General features: G+C 69.2%; 17 protein-coding genes, 1 tRNA gene and 1 pseudogene. 7 read left to right on the top strand and 12 right to left on the bottom strand.

Annotated features, from left to right (window positions below; translation table 11 throughout):
• Positions 1-19: 19 nt before the first annotated feature.
• Together ACFY9S_RS04890 and ACFY9S_RS04885 are read left to right on the top strand one after the other, a co-directional pair.
• The gene (locus ACFY9S_RS04890) at positions 20-1,291 is read left to right on the top strand and encodes a helix-turn-helix domain-containing protein (RefSeq protein WP_391123049.1); all 1,272 of its coding nucleotides are present in this window, start codon (positions 20-22) and stop codon (positions 1,289-1,291) included.
• Entirely contained in the window at positions 1,288-1,833 is a 546-nt protein-coding gene (locus ACFY9S_RS04885) for a flavoprotein (RefSeq protein WP_391123046.1), read from the top strand. Before ACFY9S_RS04890 ends, ACFY9S_RS04885 begins: the two co-directional genes overlap by 4 nt.
• On the opposite strand, the gene ACFY9S_RS04880 is transcribed toward ACFY9S_RS04885, so the two are convergent.
• From ACFY9S_RS04880 to ACFY9S_RS04865, 4 genes are all read right to left on the bottom strand, one after another.
• Positions 1,834-3,528 carry a relaxase/mobilization nuclease domain-containing protein gene (locus ACFY9S_RS04880; protein WP_391123043.1) on the bottom strand — a complete coding sequence of 565 codons (1,695 nt, stop codon included), beginning with the start codon at positions 3,526-3,528 and terminating at the stop codon, positions 1,834-1,836.
• The gene (locus tag ACFY9S_RS04875) at positions 3,525-4,181 is read right to left on the bottom strand and encodes a plasmid mobilization relaxosome protein MobC (RefSeq protein ID WP_391123040.1); all 657 of its coding nucleotides are present in this window, start codon (positions 4,179-4,181) and stop codon (positions 3,525-3,527) included. The genes ACFY9S_RS04880 and ACFY9S_RS04875 overlap by 4 nt, the downstream gene beginning before the upstream one ends.
• A 127-nt stretch (positions 4,182-4,308) precedes the next feature.
• Positions 4,309-5,289 carry a DUF2637 domain-containing protein gene (locus ACFY9S_RS04870; protein ID WP_391123037.1) on the bottom strand — a complete coding sequence of 327 codons (981 nt, stop codon included), beginning with the start codon at positions 5,287-5,289 and terminating at the stop codon, positions 4,309-4,311.
• Positions 5,290-5,674: 385 nt separating this feature from the next.
• Complete coding sequence (locus ACFY9S_RS04865; protein ID WP_391123034.1) at positions 5,675-7,198, bottom strand: DnaB-like helicase N-terminal domain-containing protein; 1,524 nt, start codon at positions 7,196-7,198, stop codon at positions 5,675-5,677.
• Between the two features lie 292 nt (positions 7,199-7,490).
• On the opposite strand from ACFY9S_RS04865, the gene ACFY9S_RS04860 reads away from it, so the two are divergent.
• The 4 genes and pseudogenes from ACFY9S_RS04860 to ACFY9S_RS04845 all read left to right on the top strand — a co-directional run bounded on the left by ACFY9S_RS04860 (position 7,491) and on the right by ACFY9S_RS04845 (position 10,767).
• Positions 7,491-8,009 (top strand): helix-turn-helix domain-containing protein, encoded by a 519-nt coding sequence (locus ACFY9S_RS04860; protein WP_391123031.1) that lies wholly within the window; start codon positions 7,491-7,493, stop codon positions 8,007-8,009.
• Between the two features lie 101 nt (positions 8,010-8,110).
• Positions 8,111-8,781 (top strand): annotated as a pseudogene (locus tag ACFY9S_RS04855) (IS5 family transposase); the annotation flags it as partial.
• A gap of 60 nt (positions 8,782-8,841) precedes the next feature.
• On the top strand, positions 8,842-9,219 hold the full coding sequence (locus ACFY9S_RS04850) for a helix-turn-helix domain-containing protein (protein ID WP_391124204.1): 378 nt from the start codon (positions 8,842-8,844) through the stop codon (positions 9,217-9,219).
• Between the two features lie 30 nt (positions 9,220-9,249).
• A complete protein-coding gene (locus ACFY9S_RS04845; RefSeq protein ID WP_391123028.1) occupies positions 9,250-10,767 on the top strand; it encodes a LacI family DNA-binding transcriptional regulator in 1,518 nt (505 codons plus the stop codon).
• A gap of 173 nt (positions 10,768-10,940) precedes the next feature.
• On the opposite strand, the gene ACFY9S_RS04840 is transcribed toward ACFY9S_RS04845, so the two are convergent.
• The 8 genes from ACFY9S_RS04840 to ACFY9S_RS04805 form a co-directional block, all read right to left on the bottom strand.
• A complete protein-coding gene (locus ACFY9S_RS04840; RefSeq protein WP_391123025.1) occupies positions 10,941-14,948 on the bottom strand; it encodes an NACHT domain-containing protein in 4,008 nt (1,335 codons plus the stop codon).
• Positions 14,935-15,369: a DUF6375 family protein gene (locus ACFY9S_RS04835; RefSeq protein WP_391123022.1), complete on the bottom strand. Its 435-nt coding sequence runs from the start codon at positions 15,367-15,369 to the stop codon at positions 14,935-14,937. The genes ACFY9S_RS04840 and ACFY9S_RS04835 overlap by 14 nt, the downstream gene beginning before the upstream one ends.
• Entirely contained in the window at positions 15,366-16,199 is an 834-nt protein-coding gene (locus tag ACFY9S_RS04830) for a radical SAM protein (RefSeq protein WP_391123019.1), read from the bottom strand. Before ACFY9S_RS04830 ends, ACFY9S_RS04835 begins: the two co-directional genes overlap by 4 nt.
• A 282-nt stretch (positions 16,200-16,481) precedes the next feature.
• Positions 16,482-17,267 (bottom strand): hypothetical protein, encoded by a 786-nt coding sequence (locus ACFY9S_RS04825; RefSeq protein ID WP_391123017.1) that lies wholly within the window; start codon positions 17,265-17,267, stop codon positions 16,482-16,484.
• A gap of 119 nt (positions 17,268-17,386) precedes the next feature.
• Entirely contained in the window at positions 17,387-18,067 is a 681-nt protein-coding gene (locus ACFY9S_RS04820; RefSeq protein ID WP_391123014.1) for a DUF488 family protein, read from the bottom strand.
• 241 nt (positions 18,068-18,308) lie between these two features.
• Positions 18,309-18,382, bottom strand: a tRNA-Pro gene (locus ACFY9S_RS04815).
• Between the two features lie 47 nt (positions 18,383-18,429).
• Complete coding sequence (locus ACFY9S_RS04810) at positions 18,430-19,200, bottom strand: Pr6Pr family membrane protein (RefSeq protein ID WP_391123011.1); 771 nt, start codon at positions 19,198-19,200, stop codon at positions 18,430-18,432.
• An 87-nt stretch (positions 19,201-19,287) separates the two neighbouring features.
• Positions 19,288-20,226 carry a metallophosphoesterase gene (locus ACFY9S_RS04805; protein WP_391123008.1) on the bottom strand — a complete coding sequence of 313 codons (939 nt, stop codon included), beginning with the start codon at positions 20,224-20,226 and terminating at the stop codon, positions 19,288-19,290.
• Between the two features lie 160 nt (positions 20,227-20,386).
• On the opposite strand from ACFY9S_RS04805, the gene ACFY9S_RS04800 reads away from it, so the two are divergent.
• On the top strand, positions 20,387-20,851 hold the full coding sequence (locus tag ACFY9S_RS04800) for a GatB/YqeY domain-containing protein (protein WP_102908034.1): 465 nt from the start codon (positions 20,387-20,389) through the stop codon (positions 20,849-20,851).
• Positions 20,852-21,080 lie beyond the last annotated feature (229 nt).

Below are 21,080 nucleotides of genomic sequence, written 5' to 3'. Positions count from 1 at the left end.
AGGAGGGGCCGTGGCACAGATGGCCGATGCACTGAGTGAAGCGAGACGGATCGGCGAAGTGGTCCGTCAGGCACGCGTGTTACAGCGGCGCTCGCAGAAGGACGTTGCCGCCGCACTGGGTTATCACCAGTCGAAGGTGAGCCGCCTGGAGAGCGGCAGGGGCACGGAGGACGTTCGCGTGCTGCGCGAGATCGCGGAGGTGCTGGAGATTCCGCCGCAACGTCTCGGCCTCGCCGCCCCTTCTGATGCCAGTCCAGCCGAGCCCGGAACAGAGGACATGCACCGCCGTACTTTTCTCGCCGTGAGCGCTGCCGCGCTCACGGGCCCGCCGTCGTCCACCGCAGCACATCACGAGCTGGCCCGGGTCCTGCTGCCAGGCACGAGTCCTGGGGCCACCGGACCAGCCTTGGGCGTCGACGAGCTACGGGACCGGACACGGGCTGTACGCCGGATGTTCTACATGTGCGACTACGCGGAACTGGAGCAGACTCTGCCAGGTCTGATCGCAGACTTGCGCCAGGCCGCTGGCGGCCCATCCGGCTCGGCGGAGGCGTCCGGGCTGCTCGCAACCGCGTACCAGACGTCAGTGAGCCTGTTGCTGAAGCGAGCCGATCAGGGCAATGCCTGGCTCGCGGCCGGCCGGGCCATGGCCGAGGCGGAGAGGTCCGGGGATCCCGTCGTCCTCGCCGCCAGTGTCCGCGTGCACGCCCACGTTCTCGTGCGGGAGAAGCACACCGCCCAGGCCGTGAACATGGTCCGCCACACGGCCGACCAGCTCACCGGCTCCTACGACCAGCGCTCACCCCGGTACCTGGCAGCGGTCGGCCTGCTGTTGCTCCGCGGGGCGACCGCCGCAAGCAGGAACGGCGACCGCGACACCACTCAGGACTTCCTCACCGAGGCCAAGGAGGTAGCCCGCTACGTCGCCTTCGACCGGCCGGACGCATGGGCGAACTTCAGCCCCACCAACGTCGCCCTCCACGAGGTCAGCGCGGCCGTCTCCTTCGGCGATGCCGGCATCGCCCTGCACACCGCACGGCCCCTCATGCGGCGACACATCCCCGTCCCCGAGCGCCGAGCCGCGCTCTGGGTGGATACCGCCCGCGCCTACAGTCAGCAGGGCAGGCTCGCCGACGGCTACCAGGCCCTGCGCATCGCCGAGAGCTGCGCGGCACAGGACATTCGCCGCCCGGCCGTACGCGAACTGGTCGCCGACATGGCAGCCCGCGACCGCCGCCGGGCACTGCCCGAGCTGCACCACTTCAGCCGACAACTGGGAGTCCCCGCGTGAGTGATCAGCCCGACAAGCCATTCCTCCAGATCGTGGTCTGCGCGGCCGGGGTCGCCGCCGACGTCGGCCGGCTGATCACCGCCGCGCAGGAACGGCACTGGGACGTCGGCGTCATCGCCACTCCACAGGGCCTCGGCTTCATTGACGTGGAGACGGTCGAGGCCCAGACCGGCCGCCCCATCCGCTCAGCCTGGCGATCACCGGGTGAACCGCGCCCGACCCGTCCTGCGGATGCGATCGCGGTCGCCCCGGCCAGCTTCAACACGGTCAACAAGTGGGCCGCCGGGATTTCGGACAATCTCGCGCTGGGCATCCTGTGCGAAGCGCCCGCCATGGGAGTCCCGGTCGCCGTGCTGCCGTACCTGAACTCCGCCCAGGCCGCCCACCCCGCATACCGCCAGAGCCTGGAACGGCTGCGCGACATGGGCGTCCTGATCGGCTCGTACGAACCTCACCGGCCGAAGGCCGGCGGCGGCGCCGACCGCTACCGCTGGGAAGAAGCGCTGGAACTGCTTGCCCCCAGGCTCGCTGCGCGGCCGTGATCAGCGCCGCCGTGCTTGCGGCGGTTGCGGGTCTGCTGGGGCAGCCGTTGCCGCAGGCACCAGTGCGCTGGGGCGTTGTGCCGCGCTCCGGGCTTGCGCTGTGCGGGCGCCTGCGCTGACCGTCGCCCTTGCGCTCAGGCGCTGGATGCGCCAGGTCAGTACCCGTGCGGGGCGGCGGGCGTCGTCCAGGGGGCGCTGGTGGGCGGCCTGTTCGAGGAGGCGCTCGGGGTCGTGGCCGGCGGCTTCGGCGTCGGTGAGCACGGTGGCGAGTGCGTCGAAGGACGGGTCGTCCAGGACCTGCTGCGCATGGTCGGGTACTACCTGACGTATGCGGCGGATGTGCCGGTCCACCGTCTGCTGGGGCGGTCGGCGCTGGGTCAGGGCGGCCAGCGGTGCGGCTGCTGCCTGCTCGTACGCGGCTTGAAGGTGTACCAGGGTTTGGTGGGCGGCGGCGACCTGCTGGTCGTGGTGGCGGAGCTGGTGCCAGCGGGCAGCGGCCATGACGACGAAGATCGCGGCGTCGAGAAACATCGCCAGGACGGCGCCGTCCTTGGGGGCGGGCTCGCGGACCATGGCCCGCACGGCGCTGCGCAGGGCGCGGGCGTGGTGGTGTTCGGCCTGGATGCGGGAACGGGTGGCGCGCTCGAACGCGGTCGCTGCCTCGCGGAGCTGGGAGTGGAGGGGGACGGGCGCGAGGAGGGGCAGGGCGTCGAGGGCTTCGCCGAAGGCGGCGAGGTGGGCCTGGGAGGCTTCGTCGTCGCCCTGGTCGAGGCGGTGGGGGATGCGATCGGTGGCGGCGGTGGCCTGGTGCCAGGGGTTGGGCCGGCGCAGGCCCGGTTTGCCGGTGGGCTGCGGGTCGACGGCCTTCAGGCGTTCCTGGATCTTGTGGAAGGACAGGTCCGGAGCGAGCTTCGAGCCCGAGTACCAGATAGGGCCGTTCACCTCGTCTTCGAGAGCGACCTTGTAGCCACGGACGTCGCCGGAGGGGAAGTACACGACCTCGACGAGCACGCCGTCGATGTGGTTGAGCAGGTGGACGAACCCCTCGATGCTGGAGGCTGCGGCCACGGCGGTGCGCATAGTGCTGCGCAGACGTTCGCGAGGGGTTTTGTCCTGGCCGGCGCGGCGGGCCTTCTCCTGCTCGGCGCGGGTGGGCCGCTTGGCGGCGGTGCGGTCCCCGCGTACGACTTGGAGCAGGCCGTATTCCTTCTCGATGGCGGCGAGTACGCGGTCGGCGGTGAGGTAGTCGTTCCAGTGGCGGGCGGTGCGCAGGTCCGCGCGGACCTTGGTGGCGGCGATGTGGATGTGGTCGGGGGCGTGGCGGACGGCGACCCAGCGGCAGCCGTCCGGGTCGCCGTCGGGCGCGATGCCGGTGGCGGCGACGACGCGGCGGGCTATGCCAGCCCACTCCTCGTCGCTGAGGATGCGGTCTTCGGGAGCGGCGCGGATCGAGCAGTGCCACACATGCTTCTCGGGGGCGCGGCCGAGCCGCCGGGCCTGCTTGACGTGCAGGTCGAGGTCGGCGACGAGGAGCTTCCTGGTGGCGTGGAAGTCGTCGGTGCGGCCGGGGTCGGGGGCGAAGCCGTCCCAGGAGGCGACCAGGTGCGGGTCGGTGTGGTCCTTGGCCTTCTTCGTGTCGAAGAGGTAGCGGATCAGGCCGGCGGTGTCCTTGCCGCTGCTGATCTTCGCGATCACCTGGCCACCGTCTTGGTAACGGCCTCGTTCGCGGCTGTGGCGATGTGGCGGACGGTGGCGCCGACCGCGGTCAGCGTCTGCTCGGCCTGGGCCAGGACTGCGGTATCCCCAGGCTGTGGATGACCGCCGGAGTTGAGCTTCTTGGCGATCTGGTTGATGTTGTGGCCGATCTTGGCGACCTGCTGGCGCAGGGCGGTCAGCTCGTCGATGTAGTCGTCGAGCGGCGTGCGCTGGCCGGGTAGGGCGAGGTCGCCGTGGACGTGAGCCATGACGACGGCGCCGACGTAGTGGGCGCGGGCGATGTTCAACGACCGGGCCATGCGCAGGATGTCGGCCTTCTCGTCGACGCTGTAGCGGGCGTCGACACGCTCCTTGCGCTGGCCGTTCGCATCGGGCTTACGGCGGCGGGCGACACGGTGCAGCGCGGCGGCTTCGGCGGCACGCGGCAGCGGCGGGTGCGCGGCGGTGTCGGCGGGCTGTTCCCCTTCGGGTACCCCCTGGTGCCCGATAGCCTCCGCCACCCCCGGGGCGGAGGCTTCCGCATTGGAGCCGTCCTTGGACGGTCCAGCGGCATACCTTGCTGCGCTGTCTGGGGCTGGGGTGGTCAGCATCGCTTGCTGAACAGTGGGGAGTTCGTGGTGCGGGTTGTGCATGGATCGGTTCTCCGTGGGGTGCTGGTGCCGGGTGCGTCGCTGTGCGTGCCCCCGGGCCCCTGCGCTCGTCGGCACGGAGGCTCGGGGGTGAGCCGGAAACGTGGGGTGATCGGTGCGTTTGCGCGGGTCAGGCGGTGCCGACGGGGGCTGAGCCGAGTTCCCTTTGCCGCTGGGAGGCGGCTTCGTCGAGGTCGTCGAGAGGCTCGACCTCGAAGCCGTCGTGCGTGACGGGCTCGGCCTGGCCGGTGCGCTCTGCCTGCAGCTGGTCGCGCAGGGCGCGGGCGCGTTTCTGGCCGATCCGTAGTGCGCTGCGCAGACGCTCGGCACTCAGCCGCTCGTCGCTCCAGTCGGCGGTCAGGCGTCGGGCTTCGTCGAGGACTTCGGCGTCGGTGCGGGTGCGGTTGGCGGTGGACTTGGCGGTGGCGTGGACCCGACCGGTCGCCCGACGCGGGGTGGCTCTGGTCGACTCCACCGCGGCGGCCGGCCGGGGCGGTCGGGTAGCGGGGGCCGACTCGGCGGCCTCGGTCGGCCGCGTCACGGGCGTCTCGGTGACCTTCACGGTGGTCGACTCGGTCGGCTGCTCGGGGGCCGATTCGGCCTGGTCAGACCTCGACCGTGCGGCCTGCTCGTCAGCTTGCTGACACCCCGACTGGGCTGATGCTGCTTCGGCAGAGCCAGCCGACTCGGTGTTGTGGTGCAGCACCTTCGCTACGAGGTCCGACCCGAAGTAGATCGACCCGACCGGGAGCGAGGTCGCTAGCAGTACGAGGGCCCAGTTCGCAGGTTCCCAGTCTGCCAGTCGGCCCCACTGCGATGTGGTGTGCAGGGCCGGAATGAGGCCGTGGACGTAGTTCAGCAGGAGGCTGGCGATCGTGTAGGTGGCCAGGACTCGCAACGCGAACTTCCGGTCGTTACCGGTCAGCGCGAGCGTGGCGACCAGCGCGAGGGCCATCAGCCCGTCGACAACGATCGGGTAGAGCAGGGCGGCGGTGGGATCGGCACCAATGGCGCGTGCCACGTCGGACAGCGCGTTCCACGAGACCCGGAAGGCCATGACGACCACTGCCACCAGGCCGATGACGAGGGTGATGCGTCCCGTGCGGTCCATGCGACGACCCCCAGCAGGTGTGAATGCTCGGCGGCCAGGGCGAGCGGGAGCAGGGCGATACCGGCGCGGACGCTGCGCCTGCCGTGTACGTCGGCCGGGGTTATCGGGGGTGGGCGAGTGCAAGGCGAAGGACTCCAGGGCGGTGCGGTGGGGCCTGTGGTGCAGGGGTGAAGGGCGTTCACGGAGGGGGCGTTCACGCGGGCCCCCTTCTAAAGGGGGCCCCGCGCGTGATCGCTTGGGCGCGTGTACGGCGTGGACGCTCGCGTGATCGCTCTACCTGCGGTTTTGCGGTGAGCGTGGACGCTGTGAGCGGTTCACGGCGGGGTGTTCGCGTGAGGGCCGCGTGTACGGTCGCGTGATCGCTTCCGGGCGCTGTCGCTGGGCGTCAGCCGACGGCGGTGAGGTGGCGTGCGGAGGCGTAGTAGCGGGTCTGCTGTCCGCCTCCGGCTCCTCCGGCGATGCCGTCGGCCTTGGTGGCCAGGCCGCTGTCGACGAGGCGGGCGAGGTGGCGTCGTGCCTTCTCCACGTCGGCGCGTTCGGGGGCGCCGCCGCCGATCAGGATGGCCGCCAGGTCGCGGGCGGTCAGCCCGTTGGGGGCGTTGCGCAGCAGGACGGCGGGGTCCTTGCTGGGGTCGACCGTGGTGGTGCCGCGCACGTGGTCGTGGGTGACGTCCAGCGGGCCGATCTCCCCGGTGGGGGTCTTGAGGTGGTGCAGGGTGACGGCGGGGTCGCCTGCCCGTCCGGTGATGAACAGGACGCTGCCCGCGCCGGCGGTGATCCAGGTGGAGCCGTAGACCTGGTCCAGGGCGGGGCGTTGGCCGCGCGGGGCGTCGGCGGTGGCCTTGCGCTGGTGGTGCAGCTCCATGATCTCCACGCCGCCTCGCAGGGCGCGCATGCGGGCGTTGTGGAAGGCGACTGCGAGGCTGTCGTCGACCATCGTGCTCACCGCGTCCTTCAGGCTGTCGATCACGATGGTGTCGGCCCGGTGGGCGGCGGCAAGATCGGCGAGGAGGTCGGGCTCCTTGTCGAGAGTGGCGGGCAGCGGCCCCTCCCAGACCACGAGCCGCTCGCGCAGGATCTTCTCGTCGGTGGGGAAGACACGGCGGTCCATGGCCCTGGCGATCTGCCGGGGCCGGTCCATGGCCAGATAGAGCACCCGCCTGCTGGGAGCGACCGGCATCTCCAGGACCGTCTCCGACAGGCCGAGGCGAGCGAAGACCACCTGGTGGGCCAGGGTGGTCTTGCCGACCCCGGGAGCGCCGACGATCATCAGGCTCTCGCCCGGCGCCCAGACGGTCTTCTCGCGGGTGCCCCACAAAGGCTCGGCCTCCGCGCCGGTCTCCTTGACGAAGGACCACCCGTCGGTGGCGAAGCGGTTCAGCCGGCCCTGGCCCGAGGCGAGTGCGCGCTCGCGCTCGGCCCGCATCTCCGCTTCGACCTCGCTGCGTATCGCCTCGGGGTCGGCGCCCGGCTCCTGGGCGCGCTGGACGGTGCGTATCGCGGAGGCAAGGAGGCGGCGGAGGTTGGCCTTCTCGCGGATGATCTCCGCGTGGTGCTCCGCGCCGCCGGTGCCGTAGTGCACGTCGGCGAGCTGGTGCAGGTAGGGGCGGCCACCGACGCGCTGCAGGTCCCCTTGCTGCTGGAGCAGTTCGGTGAGGACGATCGGGTCGGTCGGCTTGTCCTCGCGGTGCTGGGCAAGCAGCGCGCGCCAGATGGTCTCGTGGGCGGGACGGTAGAAGGCGCCCTCGCCCAGAATCGGCCGGACCGCGTCAACGACGTCGCTGTTGTGCATGCAGGCGCCGAGCACCGCGCGCTCGGCGTCCACGTTGTACGGAGGCTCCGCGACGCCCAGCGTCGGTTCGGGGCCTTCAGCGAAGCGGGATGGCGTATTCGGTTGGGGATCGGTCATACTAGGCATCAGCTCCTCTGCTCGCGGGCCATATGGGACGGCAATCCCGGACTCCGCGGGTTGATCGCTAGGGATGGCGGTTGAGAGGTTTGCGCTTGAGCCCCCGGCATCGCCGGGGGCTTCTTTCATGTGACGTGCGGTTGCGCGGGCTCCTGGGGTTGGCGGGTGTGGGGACCACCAGTATGCCACATGAATTGCAGATCGCAGAAGTGTCCTGCATCTCGCAGAATGCATGCTACAGTTGTGAGGTCACTGCGATTGGCAGGAGACTGCTACGAATGGAAGGAGGATTATGGCTGATGACGGCCCCCAGCAGGGCGTCCTGCTCAGCGGCGAGGGCAACGTCGCGGTGCGCATCAAGCTGGAGCGCGAGGCGCGCGGCTGGAGCACCAACGCTCTGTCCGACCGCCTGAACGAGGCCGGCTTCGAGATGAACCCGTCCGCGGTCTGGCGCATCGAGAACGGCAAACGCCGCATCAACCTCGACGAGGCCATCGGCTTCGCCGAGGTCTTCGGCATCGACCTACGCAACCTAGTAGGCCCCCCACAGCTCGCCGCCCAGGCCCGTGCCATGGAACTCATCGACGCCGTCGTGGACTCGTTCCGCCAGACCCAGCGGGCCAATGCCGCCTACACCAAGGCGCGCGATGCCCTGGACGCGTACCTCGCCGAGCACCCCGACATCCGCGAGGAGGCAGACGTGATGGTCTCCAACGCCATGGCCGAGGCGTCCACCAAGCACCTGCTGGAGACGTACGGACCGCCGCCCGGCGGGCATCGCGATGCCGATGTCCCCGAAGACGAGGTGTAGGCGCCGGCTCTTAGAGGTCCTAACAAAAGCCGTTGATCATGTGACTGTTGGCTTGGTTGCTCGTTGGTCTGGTCGTGGGAAAGAGGGAGTCGCGTCCATGGATCGTCTCGGACGAACTGTGGTCGCTGATCGAGCCGTTGCTGCCCAAGCCGGGTCCGAAGCTGGTCGAGGGCAGGCCGCGGGTCCCGGACCGGCAGGCGTTGTGCGGGATCCTGTTCGTGCTGCACACCGGCATCCAGTGGGAGTACCTGCCGCAGGAGCTGGGCTTTGGCTCTGGGATGACGTGCTGGCGGCGCCTGGCCGCCTGGAACGAGGCCGGTGTCTGGGACGAACTGCACCTGGTGCTGCTGAAGAAGCTGCGGGCGGCGAAGAAGCTCGACTGGTCGCGGGCGGTGATCGACTCCTCTCACGTCCGGGCGGCCCGCAGAGGCCCAAAAGCGGTCCCAGCCCGGTCGACCGCGCACGGCCGGGCAGCAAGCATCACGTCCTCACCGACGGCCAGGGCATCCCGCTCGCGGTGTCGCTGACCGGCGGCAACCGTAACGACGTCACCCAACTGCTGCCCTTGCTGGACAAGGTCCCGGCAGTCGCCGGTGTCGTCGGCCACCCGCGCCGGCGCCCTGATGCCCTGCTCGCCGACCGGGGCTACGACCACGACAAGTACCGGCGCCTGGTCCGGGCGAGAGGCATCACCCCGGTGATCGCCGAACGAGGCCAGGAACACGGCTCTGGCCTGGGCGTCTTCCGTTGGGTGGTCGAGCGGACGATCGCCAGCGATCGACCGGCAGGCCGGTGTTGCCGCACCCACGCCTGCCAGAAGAGGACTCACCCCTTGCACCAACCCGCAATACCCCCTGCCTCCGCACCGACTCCGCACACCGAGGCCGCCCTTCCGCGCCTCTACCTCCCCGAGGAAGTCGCTGCCGTCCTCGGCTGCTCCGCCTGGTGGGTGAAGGATCGCGCCCGCCGACGACTCATCCCGTTCACCCGCGTCGGCCGCGCCTACCGCTTCTCGGATGATCACCTGGCTGAGATCATCCGCATGCACGAAGAGCGCCCGGCCCAGAGTCCGCAGCGCCCCAGCGGCATGGCTGCCACCGCTCCACAGCCGCCGGCGCGCCGGCAGACCAAGGGGCCTGTGCCCGCGCCCCGCCTCAAGGCCCGGCCACCGAGCCGCATGCTCAAGTCCCAGTACGGCACCGCCGCTTAACGCCCCACACGACAGAAGGGAGGGAACTCCGTGGGGTACGCGGAGAAGCGCGGCGGCTACTGGCGCGGCCGATACAAGATCGAGGACGGCAAGTACGGCACGGTGGCCGATGCCACAGGTGCCGTGGTCAAGTTCGCCACCAAGCGCGAGGCCAAGCAGGCCGCGGACGCCGAAGAGGTGGCTGTCCGGCGTGGCCAGTGGCGCGACCCGGGCCTTGGCCAAGAGACCTTCGGCGAATACGCGAACCGCTGGTACGAGGCCCAGGACCTGGCCGCCTCGACCATGCAGAACTACCGGCGCCACATCGAGGAGCACCTGCTCCCCGAGTTCGAGGACAAGGCGCTCGCCGGCATCCTGCGAACGGACGTCGACGCCTGGGAGAAGAAGGAGAAAGCCGTCTACGCGGCCTCCAGCGTCAAGACATGGCGCTCGACCCTCCACCTGATCTTCGAGGACGCGATCGACGAGGGCCTGATCACCTCCAACCCGGCCGCCCGGCGCCGGGGGCGTGGCAAGCGCGCCGGCCGCTCGCGGGACCGTGGTCCGGAGAAGGTGGTCACCGACGCGCTCGGCATCCTGCTGACCGCCGAGCGAGCGGCCCTGCTGTCCGGCCGTGACGACGAGTTCGTCGCCGTTGTCCTCAAGGGCTACACCGGCAAGCGCTGGGGCGAAATCGTCGGCCTGGAAACGGAGTTCGTCCGGCCCGGTGCGTTCCGTGTCGAGTGGCAGTTGTACGAGCTGGACACCGGTGAGCTGGTGCGCTGTCCGCCGAAGGACGACAGTTACCGGACCATCGACGCGATGGGCTGGCTGTCGTCCCTGGTCTTCGACCACATCGCCCGTACGAAGCCGACGCCCTGCCCCTGCCACGGGAGGACGTACGTCTTCCGGGGCCAGGGGGCAGTGCGTACCGGTGGGCACCAGGGCGCGAAGCTCGTCGATGTCGCGCGGCTGGCGGGCGTCTCCACGGGGACGGTCTCCAACGTCCTCAACCGACCCGACCGTGTTGCCGAGGCCACCCGAGTGCGGGTCGAGAAGGCCATAGCCGACCTCGGGTTCGTGAGGGGCGGCACGGTGTCGGAGCACGCAGCCCACTGGCGCAGGAACGGCTTCGCCACCTGGCTGTTCACTCCGGCGGCCTCCGGCTGGTACCCGAAGAAGGCACCACAAGAGGCCCGCCCCGTGCCCATCCTCGGCGAGCCGTGGCCCGGCGTTCCTGCACGAGGGCGGGGCGCCACCGATCGCGCCGATGCCTGCTGGCTCCCGATCGCCAAGGGCCTCACCCCGCACGGCCTCCGTCACACCCACCGGACGATGATGGAGGACCTGGGCACCGAGAAGGTCCTCATGGACCAACGCATGGGCCACCTCGACGGTTCGGTCTCCGCGCGCTACGCCCACGTCACCCCCGGCATGCGAGAACGCCTCATGCTCGGCCTGACCCAGCAGTGGGAGGCAGCACTTGACGCCCGTCTGGCCCTGTGCCCGACGTCACCGGTGCGCGTGCTCAACGACCTCCTGCGTGCGCGCGCGCCTGGCCTCTCGTAGCCCCACCCGGTGCCCCGCAACACTGTTGTGGGGCACCGCCGCTTTTCCCGTACGAGGCGGCGATCCTATGACGAAGAGTGCGAGGGGCGGGGACGCACGCGGGCGGGGGCACCGACTGGTGCAACGGCGGCAGCTGTCGCCCAGCCAGCACCGCGCCCGTGGCGTAAGACCTGTTAGTTCTCTGCACCGAGCTGATCTCCCCCGAGCATTCGGATGTGGCGCCACACATGCGCGTAGCTGCGGTGCACTTCGCGAATCCAGGAAGGAACAGAGCGCCAGTCGGCGGCCACCTCGCGCTCGCCCCAGGCCACCTGCATGATCCGGCGATCACCGGCGAAGTCCTCGACAAGATCGCGGCGCAGGAAGAGAAGGTGGCCGCGCCAGGGCTTGTTCGCGCGGAAGACTGCGGAGGCGCGCTGGCCATCCAGGCCCACGAGGTCGACCGTGCCGGGCAGTTGCCGCAGACCGAACTTGGCAGCGAACTCGAACGACGGCACGTCGTAGCTCCCGCCGAGACCGATCTCCGAAGTGCTGTCGTGGGCGAACTCCACGGCGACCTGGTCGAGCCCGATGCCGTCGTCCTGCCAGTCGCGACGCAGCGCGCGGTGCGGGAAGGCGCCTGATGCGTCGTCGTCGAGGGTCAGCTCGAACCGGGGGCTCCACGGCATCTCAGCGGCCAGCACGTCGCGGACCATCGGCAGCGGAGGGAGGAAGTGGTTTCCCAGATACTGGCGCTCGCTGGCGAGCTGTCGGGCGGGTTCCGCGTCCTCCGGCTCCAGCAGGAGGGTGCGGAAGAACCCGAACACAGTCCGCCCGTCGTGGCGGTGGTTCAGATACCCCTCGACCAGAAGCCAGCCGCCCTTCACACCGTGGATCTCCTCGGGTGACCACAGATGGTCCGGAACGACCACCGCCCCCGAGGTGAGCCAGGTCTGGTCGTCGGTCGGTTCCACGGGCGTCCACAGTGGAAGGGGCATGGGCGCCACCGGGGGCCTGTCGGGGAAGGTCGGGTCGATGTCGGGCATCAAGCGTTCTGCGTTCCCGAGGGGGGCCGGTGCGCGGCCGACATCCACGAGGCGGCCAACCATTTCGTGGTAGGCGATCCAGCCGTACTTCTTGCCGTAGCGCTCCACCCTCCTTTTGGAGCTGTAAGGCCGCTCGGCGTACGCGGCAATGGTCTGGTCAACGCCGCCGAATTCCTTCTCGCGCCAGCCCAGTTCCCAGACACGGGCCATGACCTCGGCGCGGGCCCTGCGGTAGTCGGGGTGGGCGAAGTCGTAGTTGTCCCTGCCGTTGATGGCGGCCCCGATGATGTAGTTCTCGAAGTCCATGCCGAAGGTGCGGGCGCACTCCTCGGCGTTGAGGTCGTCGTCCTCCATCACCTCGGCGGGCGCCACGGCAGCGAACCTTGGCGCGAAGGCGTCGACACCCTCCGGGACGGCGGCAGGGTGGAGGGAGCCGGCGAATTCATAGGTGGCCCGTACGTGGCCGCGCAGTTGCTCGTGTGAGGTGGGTGTGGTCCCGCCGTCGAGGAAGCGGTCGCGTAGTTGCACCAGCCAGTCCCGCAGCGCGCCTTCGAGCGGTCCGCCGGGATCGGGCATCTGGTGGGCGCTGACGGCGCCGAACGCTGCGGCGACGACCCGTTCGATGACGTAGGGGTCATCGATGTCGAGCATTCGGGCGGCGAGGTCGAACAGCCGCTTGGGTTCGGGCCGGCCGTAGCGCTGCAGGGCTTTCGTCGCCAGGTCCCGCATGCTCGTGTCCGTGGAAGTCAGCAGCCAGGCGATGGCCAGCGCGTCCAGGTCGTCGCTCTCAGCGCGATTGCTGTTGCCGGACCACCTGTCGATCGCTCGTTCCAGGTCTGCCGTCAGCCGGCCTGGAGCCTGGCCTCGAGCCCATTCGGTCCAGCGCAGGTCACGTTCGGGAAGGGGCAGCTCGCGCAGGACGCGGTCGAGGAATACGGCATTTAGGCGGTGCGGGGCGGACCTGCGGATCTCCCACAGACGGCCGAACGCTGGTCGTCCCTTCCTCTTGCTGGAATGCGCGGTAACGAGCGCGGTTGCGAGCGCGTCGACGGTCTCGTCGTCGAGGAATTCCGACTCGGTGGTGAGTTCCTGGGCGAGAACCAACGAACGGTGCTCATCCGGGGCGACGCGCCACAGGTGGTGCCGGGTGAAGCGGCGTGGCAGCAGTGAGATGAGACCGATGAGTATGTCCTCGCCGAGGGGGTGCGCTTGGTCGCCCAGGAGGGACTGCCAGAGAGCCGCCTCCGCGAGCTGCTCGTTGACGTCCGCGGGGGGAATGCGCACCAGAATCGCGTCGGCGATCAAGTATCCAGCGAGGCGATCAAAAACGAAGCCGCACTCAGTGTCGTCGGAACCTCTGATCTCTTCGCGGAAGATCACTCCCTCGTCTACGAGGCGCCGGAACAGGCTTTCGTCCCAGTTCGTTTGGTCAGCGTCGAGGATTCTTCGCGCTTCATCGAACGAAAGCCGACGGACGCTGTGCGTCCACAGGTGTCTCGCCAGAGCCGTGAGGCGGCGCTGGATCTGGTCGGCCGGCACCGGGATGCGGGCCGGATCCTGGGCCAGCCGCTCGACCACGCCCTTGCGGTATAGCTCGAAGACGCCGATGAGGGACTGAGGCAGTGCCTCTACTCCCACCGGCACTCGGCGGGCGTGGTTCGCGGCCTCGCAGTACATGCGGACGAACAGCGGGTTGTGGAACTCTCCCATCGGTAGCCAGGCATCGGCCGGGTTGATCAGGTAGTGGCGGAAGTAGACGCGGAGGATGTCGTCGATTTCCGCGCGCTGCCACTCCAGTTCCAGGAGCACCGTGTCCTGCGGGAGGACCTGGTCGGCGAGCGACTCGCGGAGGGTGACGATCACCGCCACGTGAGGATAGGCGCCCAGGGCCGGTGCCAATTCGGCGAGCAATGTCACCCACTGCGAGGGCCGCTCGGCCTCGTTCAGGCCGTCGATGATCAACGGAATCCGGCAGCCGGCGCGGCTACCAGCTGAGTTGAGCGCTTCCAGGAGGTCCTCGAAGTAGTCGACCTTCAGTCCGGGGATCCGTCGCGCGAGGTCGTCGAGCGTCCCGCGGGCCGGCAGGTTCCCTCCCTGGATGAAGACTCCTGCCGTGGGCTGGTCGTTTGGTGAGGTCAGCTGCGCGGCGAGGTGCGTCTTGCCCTGTCCCGCGGCAGCGATGACGGCGAGCAGGGGGGCTTCGGTGTCCGCCTGTGTGTCGTGCAGCCACTGGACGATGTCGCGGATCTCCGCACCGAGACCGGTGACCAGCAGCGCCTCGGGCAGGCCACGCTTCCTCAGTCTGAGCACCAGGCGTCGCAGTGTTCGGGGAGAGGTTGCGGGCGGCCGCTGGTCAGCGATGCGCTCACGGACTTCCCAGGGCCGGAGACGCCTCCCGGCGTCAAGGACCTCCCGGAGGTCGTCGACGAACCGGTCCAGGTCGTCGGCAGTCTCTAAGGCGTCTTGGTGGTAGGTGTTGTCGAGACCGTCGATGGCTGCGCGCAGTGCCTGGATCCGGGCTGCAATGTCGTCGGTGCGCTGCTGCAACCACTCGAACGACGCCGGGCGCAGCAAGGCTCGGTCGATGCGATGCTCCACGTGGTGGGAGGTGTGCAGCCGTGGCGTCCACCGTGCCTCGATGGGTGCAACAGATCGCTTGTGGGCTTGTGCCAGCACATCTGCAGTGAGGGCGAGTTCACCGAAGAAGGTGGAGCGGATCTCGTCGTGTCCCGCGAGCTGGGCGTCGTAGTTCTCGGTGGACCAGAGTTTGACGCTGACCCCCCGCTGACCGAGTCCGTTGATCCATTCTTCGTCACCCTTGGCGGGCCGCTCTGGGAGACAGAGCACAAAGTCAGTCAGCCCTACGACGTGCTTGATCGCCTTGGAGAGCGAGTCCTCGATCTGCAGGCGCTGGCCTGCACTGAGCTCATTCTTGCTGTTGAGGATGAACCACTTGCACGACCACCCCCAGACCCGGCCGGGGTTGCCCAGAGCACCGGCATGGTCGACGCGCAGGTAGAACTCGACGCCGGGCTGGTTGCGACGCTCCCGCATCGTGCCCAGCGCGCCGTAGCGGCGGGACACGATGGCCCGCGTGAGCGCTTCGAAGTTCTGGTCGGCGGCCCCGGGTAGGTGTGCCAGATCAGTCAGATCCACCTTCGCTCCGATTGCTCGCATCCGGCCGAGTAATCGCGTCCTCGTCCCATTCGTGGCGGGAGAAGATCTCGACTTTCGCGCCGTAGTGGAGAAGCACCTTCAGGAAGCCCTGGACGTCCGACTCGTCGGTCCAGATCCGGACTGTGTCCGCTGTGCGGGTGACGGTGTGGTCGAGCGCGAAGACGTCGACGTCGTACCTTCCCATGTCGTACAGCTTCATCTCAGCCAGTGCTTGGCCGAGTTCACGAGGCATGCGCTCGTCGGGGCTCCGCCAGTCGTCGTCGGACCACGCGTCCTCGGCGAGGGTCTGCAGAGCCTCCATGCGCTCCTCTACGGCCTTCGCGCCGGTGACCGTCTGGAATCGGCCGATCAGAACTAGGTCCATCGAGTGCTCCGAGCCGTAGCCGTTCCAGATCCTCATCGTGCCTCCCTCAACGCCTGCACGGCTTCCATGATGGAGCTTCCGACTGACAATCCCGTGGGCGCGTAGGCGTGAGGGCGCAGGACGCCGGTCGCGTCGACGTGCATGTGCGCGTCGAGGGGGCGCTCGCCTGGGACGACTTCCGCCGTGGGCAGCGCAGCTTCGAGGCCGATACGGGAGATCGCCAGCCGAACCCCGTTCCTGGCGGTCGCAGCCCATTCGACGAGGCGCTGAGCGTCGGCGTCGCTGATACCGGGAGTTGCCGCGGTCGGCTGCTCCGGCAGAAGCAGGAGTTCGGACGCGCCGACCTTGTCGGCGAACTCGGCGAGGTCATCTAGTTCGCCGACCGTGTCGGCATTGATGACGGCGTTGATGCCGAACGGGGCGAGGGAGCCGAGCAACCCGGCCGCCTGGACCACGGCCGCGAACGGTCGGCCGCGGAGCCGCTCGTAGGTGGCTTCGACTCCGTCGACTGACAGGCGGACGAAGTGCACGGCTCCGCGCAGGGATTCGACGAGTTCGGGTGTGAGCCGGTGCCCATGGGTCGTGAAGGTCACCGCCATAGATGTGGACTGGGCTATGTCCGAACACAGCTGGGCGAACCTTCGGTACGCCGTCGGTTCCCCTCCTCCGAAGCCGACACCGAGGCACCCGGCAGCATCGAGTTCGACCGCCCACGCGACTACACGCCCCCTGTCGAGCGCTGCGGCGTGCTTGGGCGCGTAGCAGTAGGCGCAGTGGAGTTCGCAGGCGTTGGTCAGCGCGACGGACAGGTATCGCGGAGCACGGGAGAACTGCTCAGCGGGAACAGGCACCTCGTCGAGCAGCACGTTCATCCCGGAGACACGGTCGAACAGGTGAACACCAGCTGCGGACAGGCGTATCTTGCACGTCACCGACAGCATGATGCCACCGCTGCCGGTGATGCCGGGCAGGACCGTGCAAGGTCGTCGGTGCAGTGCCCGCAGTGAGGCGTCGGGAGCGTTGTAACTGAGCGCGGCACGATGAGGGCGCCACGGCGACGACCAGCGTCAAAGGTGGAGCGGCTGTAGGGACGACGGCTGGGGTTCCCGATGCGGCTGGCCCGAGGGCCACGCCCTGCGTACTCACCCTCACAGGTCGAACAGACTCTCCTGGAAGCTCTCGACGACATCCCGTCTCGGGTAGAACAGGCCCAACAGCAGAAATGTCTTGGGACGGGCCGCGACGTTTCCGACGAAGCAGTGCACGGCCTTCTCCGGAGTGACCATCCGGTCGAACCAGCGCTCACGGAGCTTCTCCTCCACGCCGTCCTTCCCATAGTGGCGAAGGAACTTGCGGTAGGACTCGCCCGCCTCCCAGTCCCTCAGCCCCATATCGTGACCGCCGCACTCCTTATCCGCACATCGGAATCTGTACCGGAACTCAAGTGGCACCCACTCCAGTTGGCGAAGGTCCTGTGCGAGTAGATCCAACTGATCGGCCAGGGCAGCTTTCGAAGCGGGCCAGGGCTCGGCAGGAGCGAAGCGGAAGCCAGTGAACTCCGCTGGACGGAAGATGCCGAGCGATGTGCCCCGCACCTCTTGGTCCCGTTTTATGGAACACAGGGACGGCGCTACGAGGGGTCGAGCATGCGAGAAGCGTTCGCGCCAGCCGTCTGCTGTCCCGAGGCGCTCGATGACCTTGAGGGTCTGCAGATTGGGGCGCAAGCTCTCGGGACGGCGGTCCCCATGGTGTCGCTGCACGTCGACCTCGACGATCGAGTACTTGGCGAACTGGCTTTCTTCAGTCAGCAGCCGGAACGGAACCGGGAAGAGCCGCACATGCTGGGGCGGCCCCTGGTCGAGCCGTATGCCAGCCACGCAGCTCGTCTCGTGGTACTTCGCGGACAGCTCCGGATACGTCTTGACCGTGATCATGATCCGTGCGCGCTGCCAATTCCCCGATCCCATGGTTGCCCCCTCCACTGATCTCCCGATCCGATTGGAGGAGAGGCATGCGCCACCGGCAAGGGCGCGTACAGGAGCGAGGGACGAAGTCAGGCCAGGGGAATGACGGGCACCGCGGCCCGTTTGCGGACCGTATCGAGAACGACCTGCCGGTGGCAGCGGCTCTCGTCCTTCTCGAAGCACAGGACCGCGACCCGGGACTGTCGGGCATGCTCCGCGAGGCGCTCAAGATCGGTCTGCGCCTCCTCGGACCGCAGCACCCCACGGAACCGGGCCCGGCCCACGTCGAGCCGGCCGTCCCAGAACGGCGCCCGATTGTCCTTGGGATTGCCCAGGCCACGCAGGTGTGTGTACTCGATGCCGGCCTCGGCGAGTGCCTCCCCGAGGCGGGTCTTGCTGAAGCCCTTCTTACGGCTGATCGGCGTGAGCCGTACGTCCGCCACGACATCGATACGGCTGTCGAGGAGCGAGGCGACAAACGAGTCGATGTCCCGGCCTTCATACCCGGCGGACCAGAGGCCGGGAGCGACCTTGGTCTCCCGGAAGAGCTCATCGAGGGAGATGTCAAGTGCCTCGGCGACCGCTCCGACGGTGAAGAAACCTGGCTGGATCGCTCCCTCGCTCTCCAGCCGGGCCAGCGTTCCTACGGCGATGCCGGCTTCCTTGGCGAGCCGCTCCCGCGACCACCCGCGGCCCTCCCGCAAGGCCCGCACGCGCTGGGCGAGCGCTCGGGCGTGGTTGTGGGGACGCGCTGAGTGATGGCTTGCCATGTGTCGTGATCCTAAGGGCGCTTGAGGTGGGCGGGCATGGTGTTCCCGGCCGACTACGGGCTGGATTCGCGAACGCGCAGGTCCGAGTGCCCTCAGCCGCCGCACTTCGGGCGGCCTCACCAATCACCCCTGGGAGAACCCGACCAAGATCTTCTCCCAGATTTCTCCCAAGCGATCTCCAGGAACCACTCAGGGGCCCGACCCGCACTGCGGATCAGGCCCCTGACCTGGTACTTCACTGTCGGGGTGGCGGGATTTGAACCCACGACCTCTTCGTCCCGAACGAAGCGCGCTGCCAAGCTGCGCTACACCCCGATGTCGCTGCTGTCGCGGCGACGACGTTTACTTTAGCCCACCGGTGGCTAGAGACGAAATCCGGTTTTCCCTCGGTGGCGGATGGGGTTCGGGCGGGCGTGGTCGAGGGCCACGAGGAGCACGGCCAGGGCGTAGAAGGCGAGGCCCAGGAGGAGGGCGTTGCCGAGAACGCGCTTGAAGCCGTCCTGGCCGACGTCCAGGAACGGGTAGAGGTAGCGGTCGGGTGTGCCCGGGAGGAGCAGCTCGCCTCGGATGAGGCAGAAGGCCAGGTAGGTCATGGGGTAGAGGAGCCAGGTGCTGGCCTGGCGGAGGCGCATTCGGCCGGGGGACGAGAGCAGGAGCCAGTCCAGTACCGCGGCGATCGGGGTCACCGTGTGCAGCACCGCGTGGGAGAGGGCGTGGACACCCGTCGGGGCGGCGGCCTCGCCCGTGAGGGAGAAGGGGCTCGCCTCGTTCGCCAGGAGCAGGTGGTGCACGAGGGCCGCGATGACGACGTAGAGCAGCGTCGCTCCCATCACGGCACCCGGCAGGGGCCGGCCCGCCGTCCACGCGCGGCGGGCCGAGAGGGCCATGACCAGCGCCAGCAGCGTGTTGCTCTGGATCGTGAAGTGGCTCAGGACCCGGGACGGGTCGCCGAGGAGCACTTCGAGTGTCACGCCCCCGGCCGCCGCGAGGGCGACCAGCAGGCGGAGGGCCGCGGCCGCGGGGCGGCGGACCGGGGTGACGACGGCCGTGGCGGGCACGGGCGAGGGCTTCAGCGTCGGCGGGGACGGGATCGCTGGGAGGTCCGGGATGTCCCGGGGTATCGGGGCGGTCATGCCGTCACACTGACAGAAACGGACATAGGGGGCGATGTGGGCGGGGCTGTGCGGGTTACCCGCCCGGCCGCCTACGACCCCCTCGTGTTACCTGCCCGGGTCCTCGCGACCCACCAGCGTCAGCAACGTGGCCTCCGGCGGGCACGCGAACCGTACCGGTGTGTAGCGGTTCGTGCCGCAGCCCGCCGACACGTGCAGGTACGACGTATTGCCCTCGGCCGTGTGCCTGGACAGGCCTTTCACCCGGTCCGTGTCCAGGTCGCAGTTGGTGACCAGGGCGCCGTAGAAGGGGATGCACAGCTGGCCGCCGTGGGTGTGGCCGGCCAGGATCAGGGGGTAGGCGTCGGCCGTGAAGGCGTCCAGGGTGCGCAGGTACGGGGCGTGTACGACGCCCATGGAGAAGTCCGCCGCCTCGGACGGGCCGCCGGCCACCTGCGCGTAGCGGTCCCGCTTGATGTGCGGGTCGTCCAGCCCCGTGAGCTCCACCGAGACGCCCTCGAGCTTGAGCTCGCCGCGCGAGTTGGTCAGGTTGAGCCAGCCCGCCGCGTCGAAGCCGTCCCGCAGGTCCTCCCACGGGTTGTGCACCACACCCTCGGCCGGCGCGTTGCCGTTGAGCCCGTGGCGGCCCTGGGCCTTCTCGAACAGGTAGCGGGCGGGGTTGCGCAGCTTGGGGCCGTAGTAGTCGTTGGAGCCGAAGACGTATGCGCCCGGGAACTCCATCAGGGGGCCGAGGGCGTCCAGGACCTCGGGGACGCCCTCCGGGTCGGACAGGTTGTCGCCCGTGTTGATCACGAAGTCGGGGCGCAGGCCCGCCAGCGACCGCAGCCAGCGCTGCTTCTTGCGCTGGCCTCCGACCATGTGGATGTCGGAGACCTGCAGCACACGCAGGGGGCGCATTCCCGGGGGCAGGACCGGGACGGTGACCCGGCGCAGGCGGAAGGAGCGGGCCTCGAAGCCCGCCGCGTACAACAGACCGGCGGCGCCAGCCGCCGCGATTCCCAGGGGGACTCCGTATCGCGCGCGCATACGACCCATCGTGTCAGACCCTGGCCGTCGCCCGTGCCCGGGCGGCGCCCGAAATCCCCTGACCGCACCGGCCCTTCGGCCGCAGCTCCCTGCACGGCCCACTATGCGGCCCCTTAAATGAAGGGGCGCTCTCCCTCCCGCACCTGCGACAATCGACCCCATGACCACGCTCAAGTCGAAGCTGCAGGATGACCTCAACGTTGCGATCAAGGAGCGCGACGAGCTGCGCTCCTCGACGCTCCGGCTGACGCTCGCCGCGATCACCAAGGAGGAGGTCGCGGGCAAGGAGAAGCGCGTGCTCTCCGACGACGAGGTGCAGAAGGTGATCACCCGGGAGGCGAAGAAGCGGCGTGAGGCGGCCGACGCCTTCGCGCAGGGTGGCCGTGCCGAGCAGGCCGAGCGGGAGAAGGCGGAGGGCGAGGTTCTCGCCGCGTACCTGCCGCAGCAGCTGTCGGACGAGCAGCTCCAGGAGATCGTCGCCCAGGCCGTCGAGGAGGCGAAGGCGGCCGGTGCCGAGGGGCCGCGGGCCATGGGCGCGGTCATGAAGATCGTGAACCCGAAGGTGGCCGGGCAGGCCGAGGGCGGCCGCGTCGCCACCGCGGTGAAGAAGCTGCTGGCCGGCTGACCTGGCGATCGTCCCAGAGGCCCGCTGGCCCGGTGACTGCCCCAGAGCCTCGCTGACCTGGCGCTCGCCCCAGAGCCCCGCTGACCTGGCGCCCGGAGGCGCTGCCGGCCGGCTGGCCCTTCAGGCGGACGGGAACGGCCCTCTCTCACCCGCGCGGGTGAGAGAGGGCCGTTCCCTTCGGCGCGTTCGGGCACTCCAGGCCGTCCCTTTGGGCCGCGTTCCGGCACGC

The sequence above is a fragment of the Streptomyces sp. NPDC012474 genome (assembly GCF_042955185.1).
Classification (GTDB): Bacteria; Actinomycetota; Actinomycetes; order Streptomycetales; family Streptomycetaceae; genus Streptomyces; species Streptomyces cahuitamycinicus.
The sequence above is the reverse complement of the archived record's forward strand: the minus strand, read 5'-3'. Positions and strand labels throughout refer to the sequence as shown.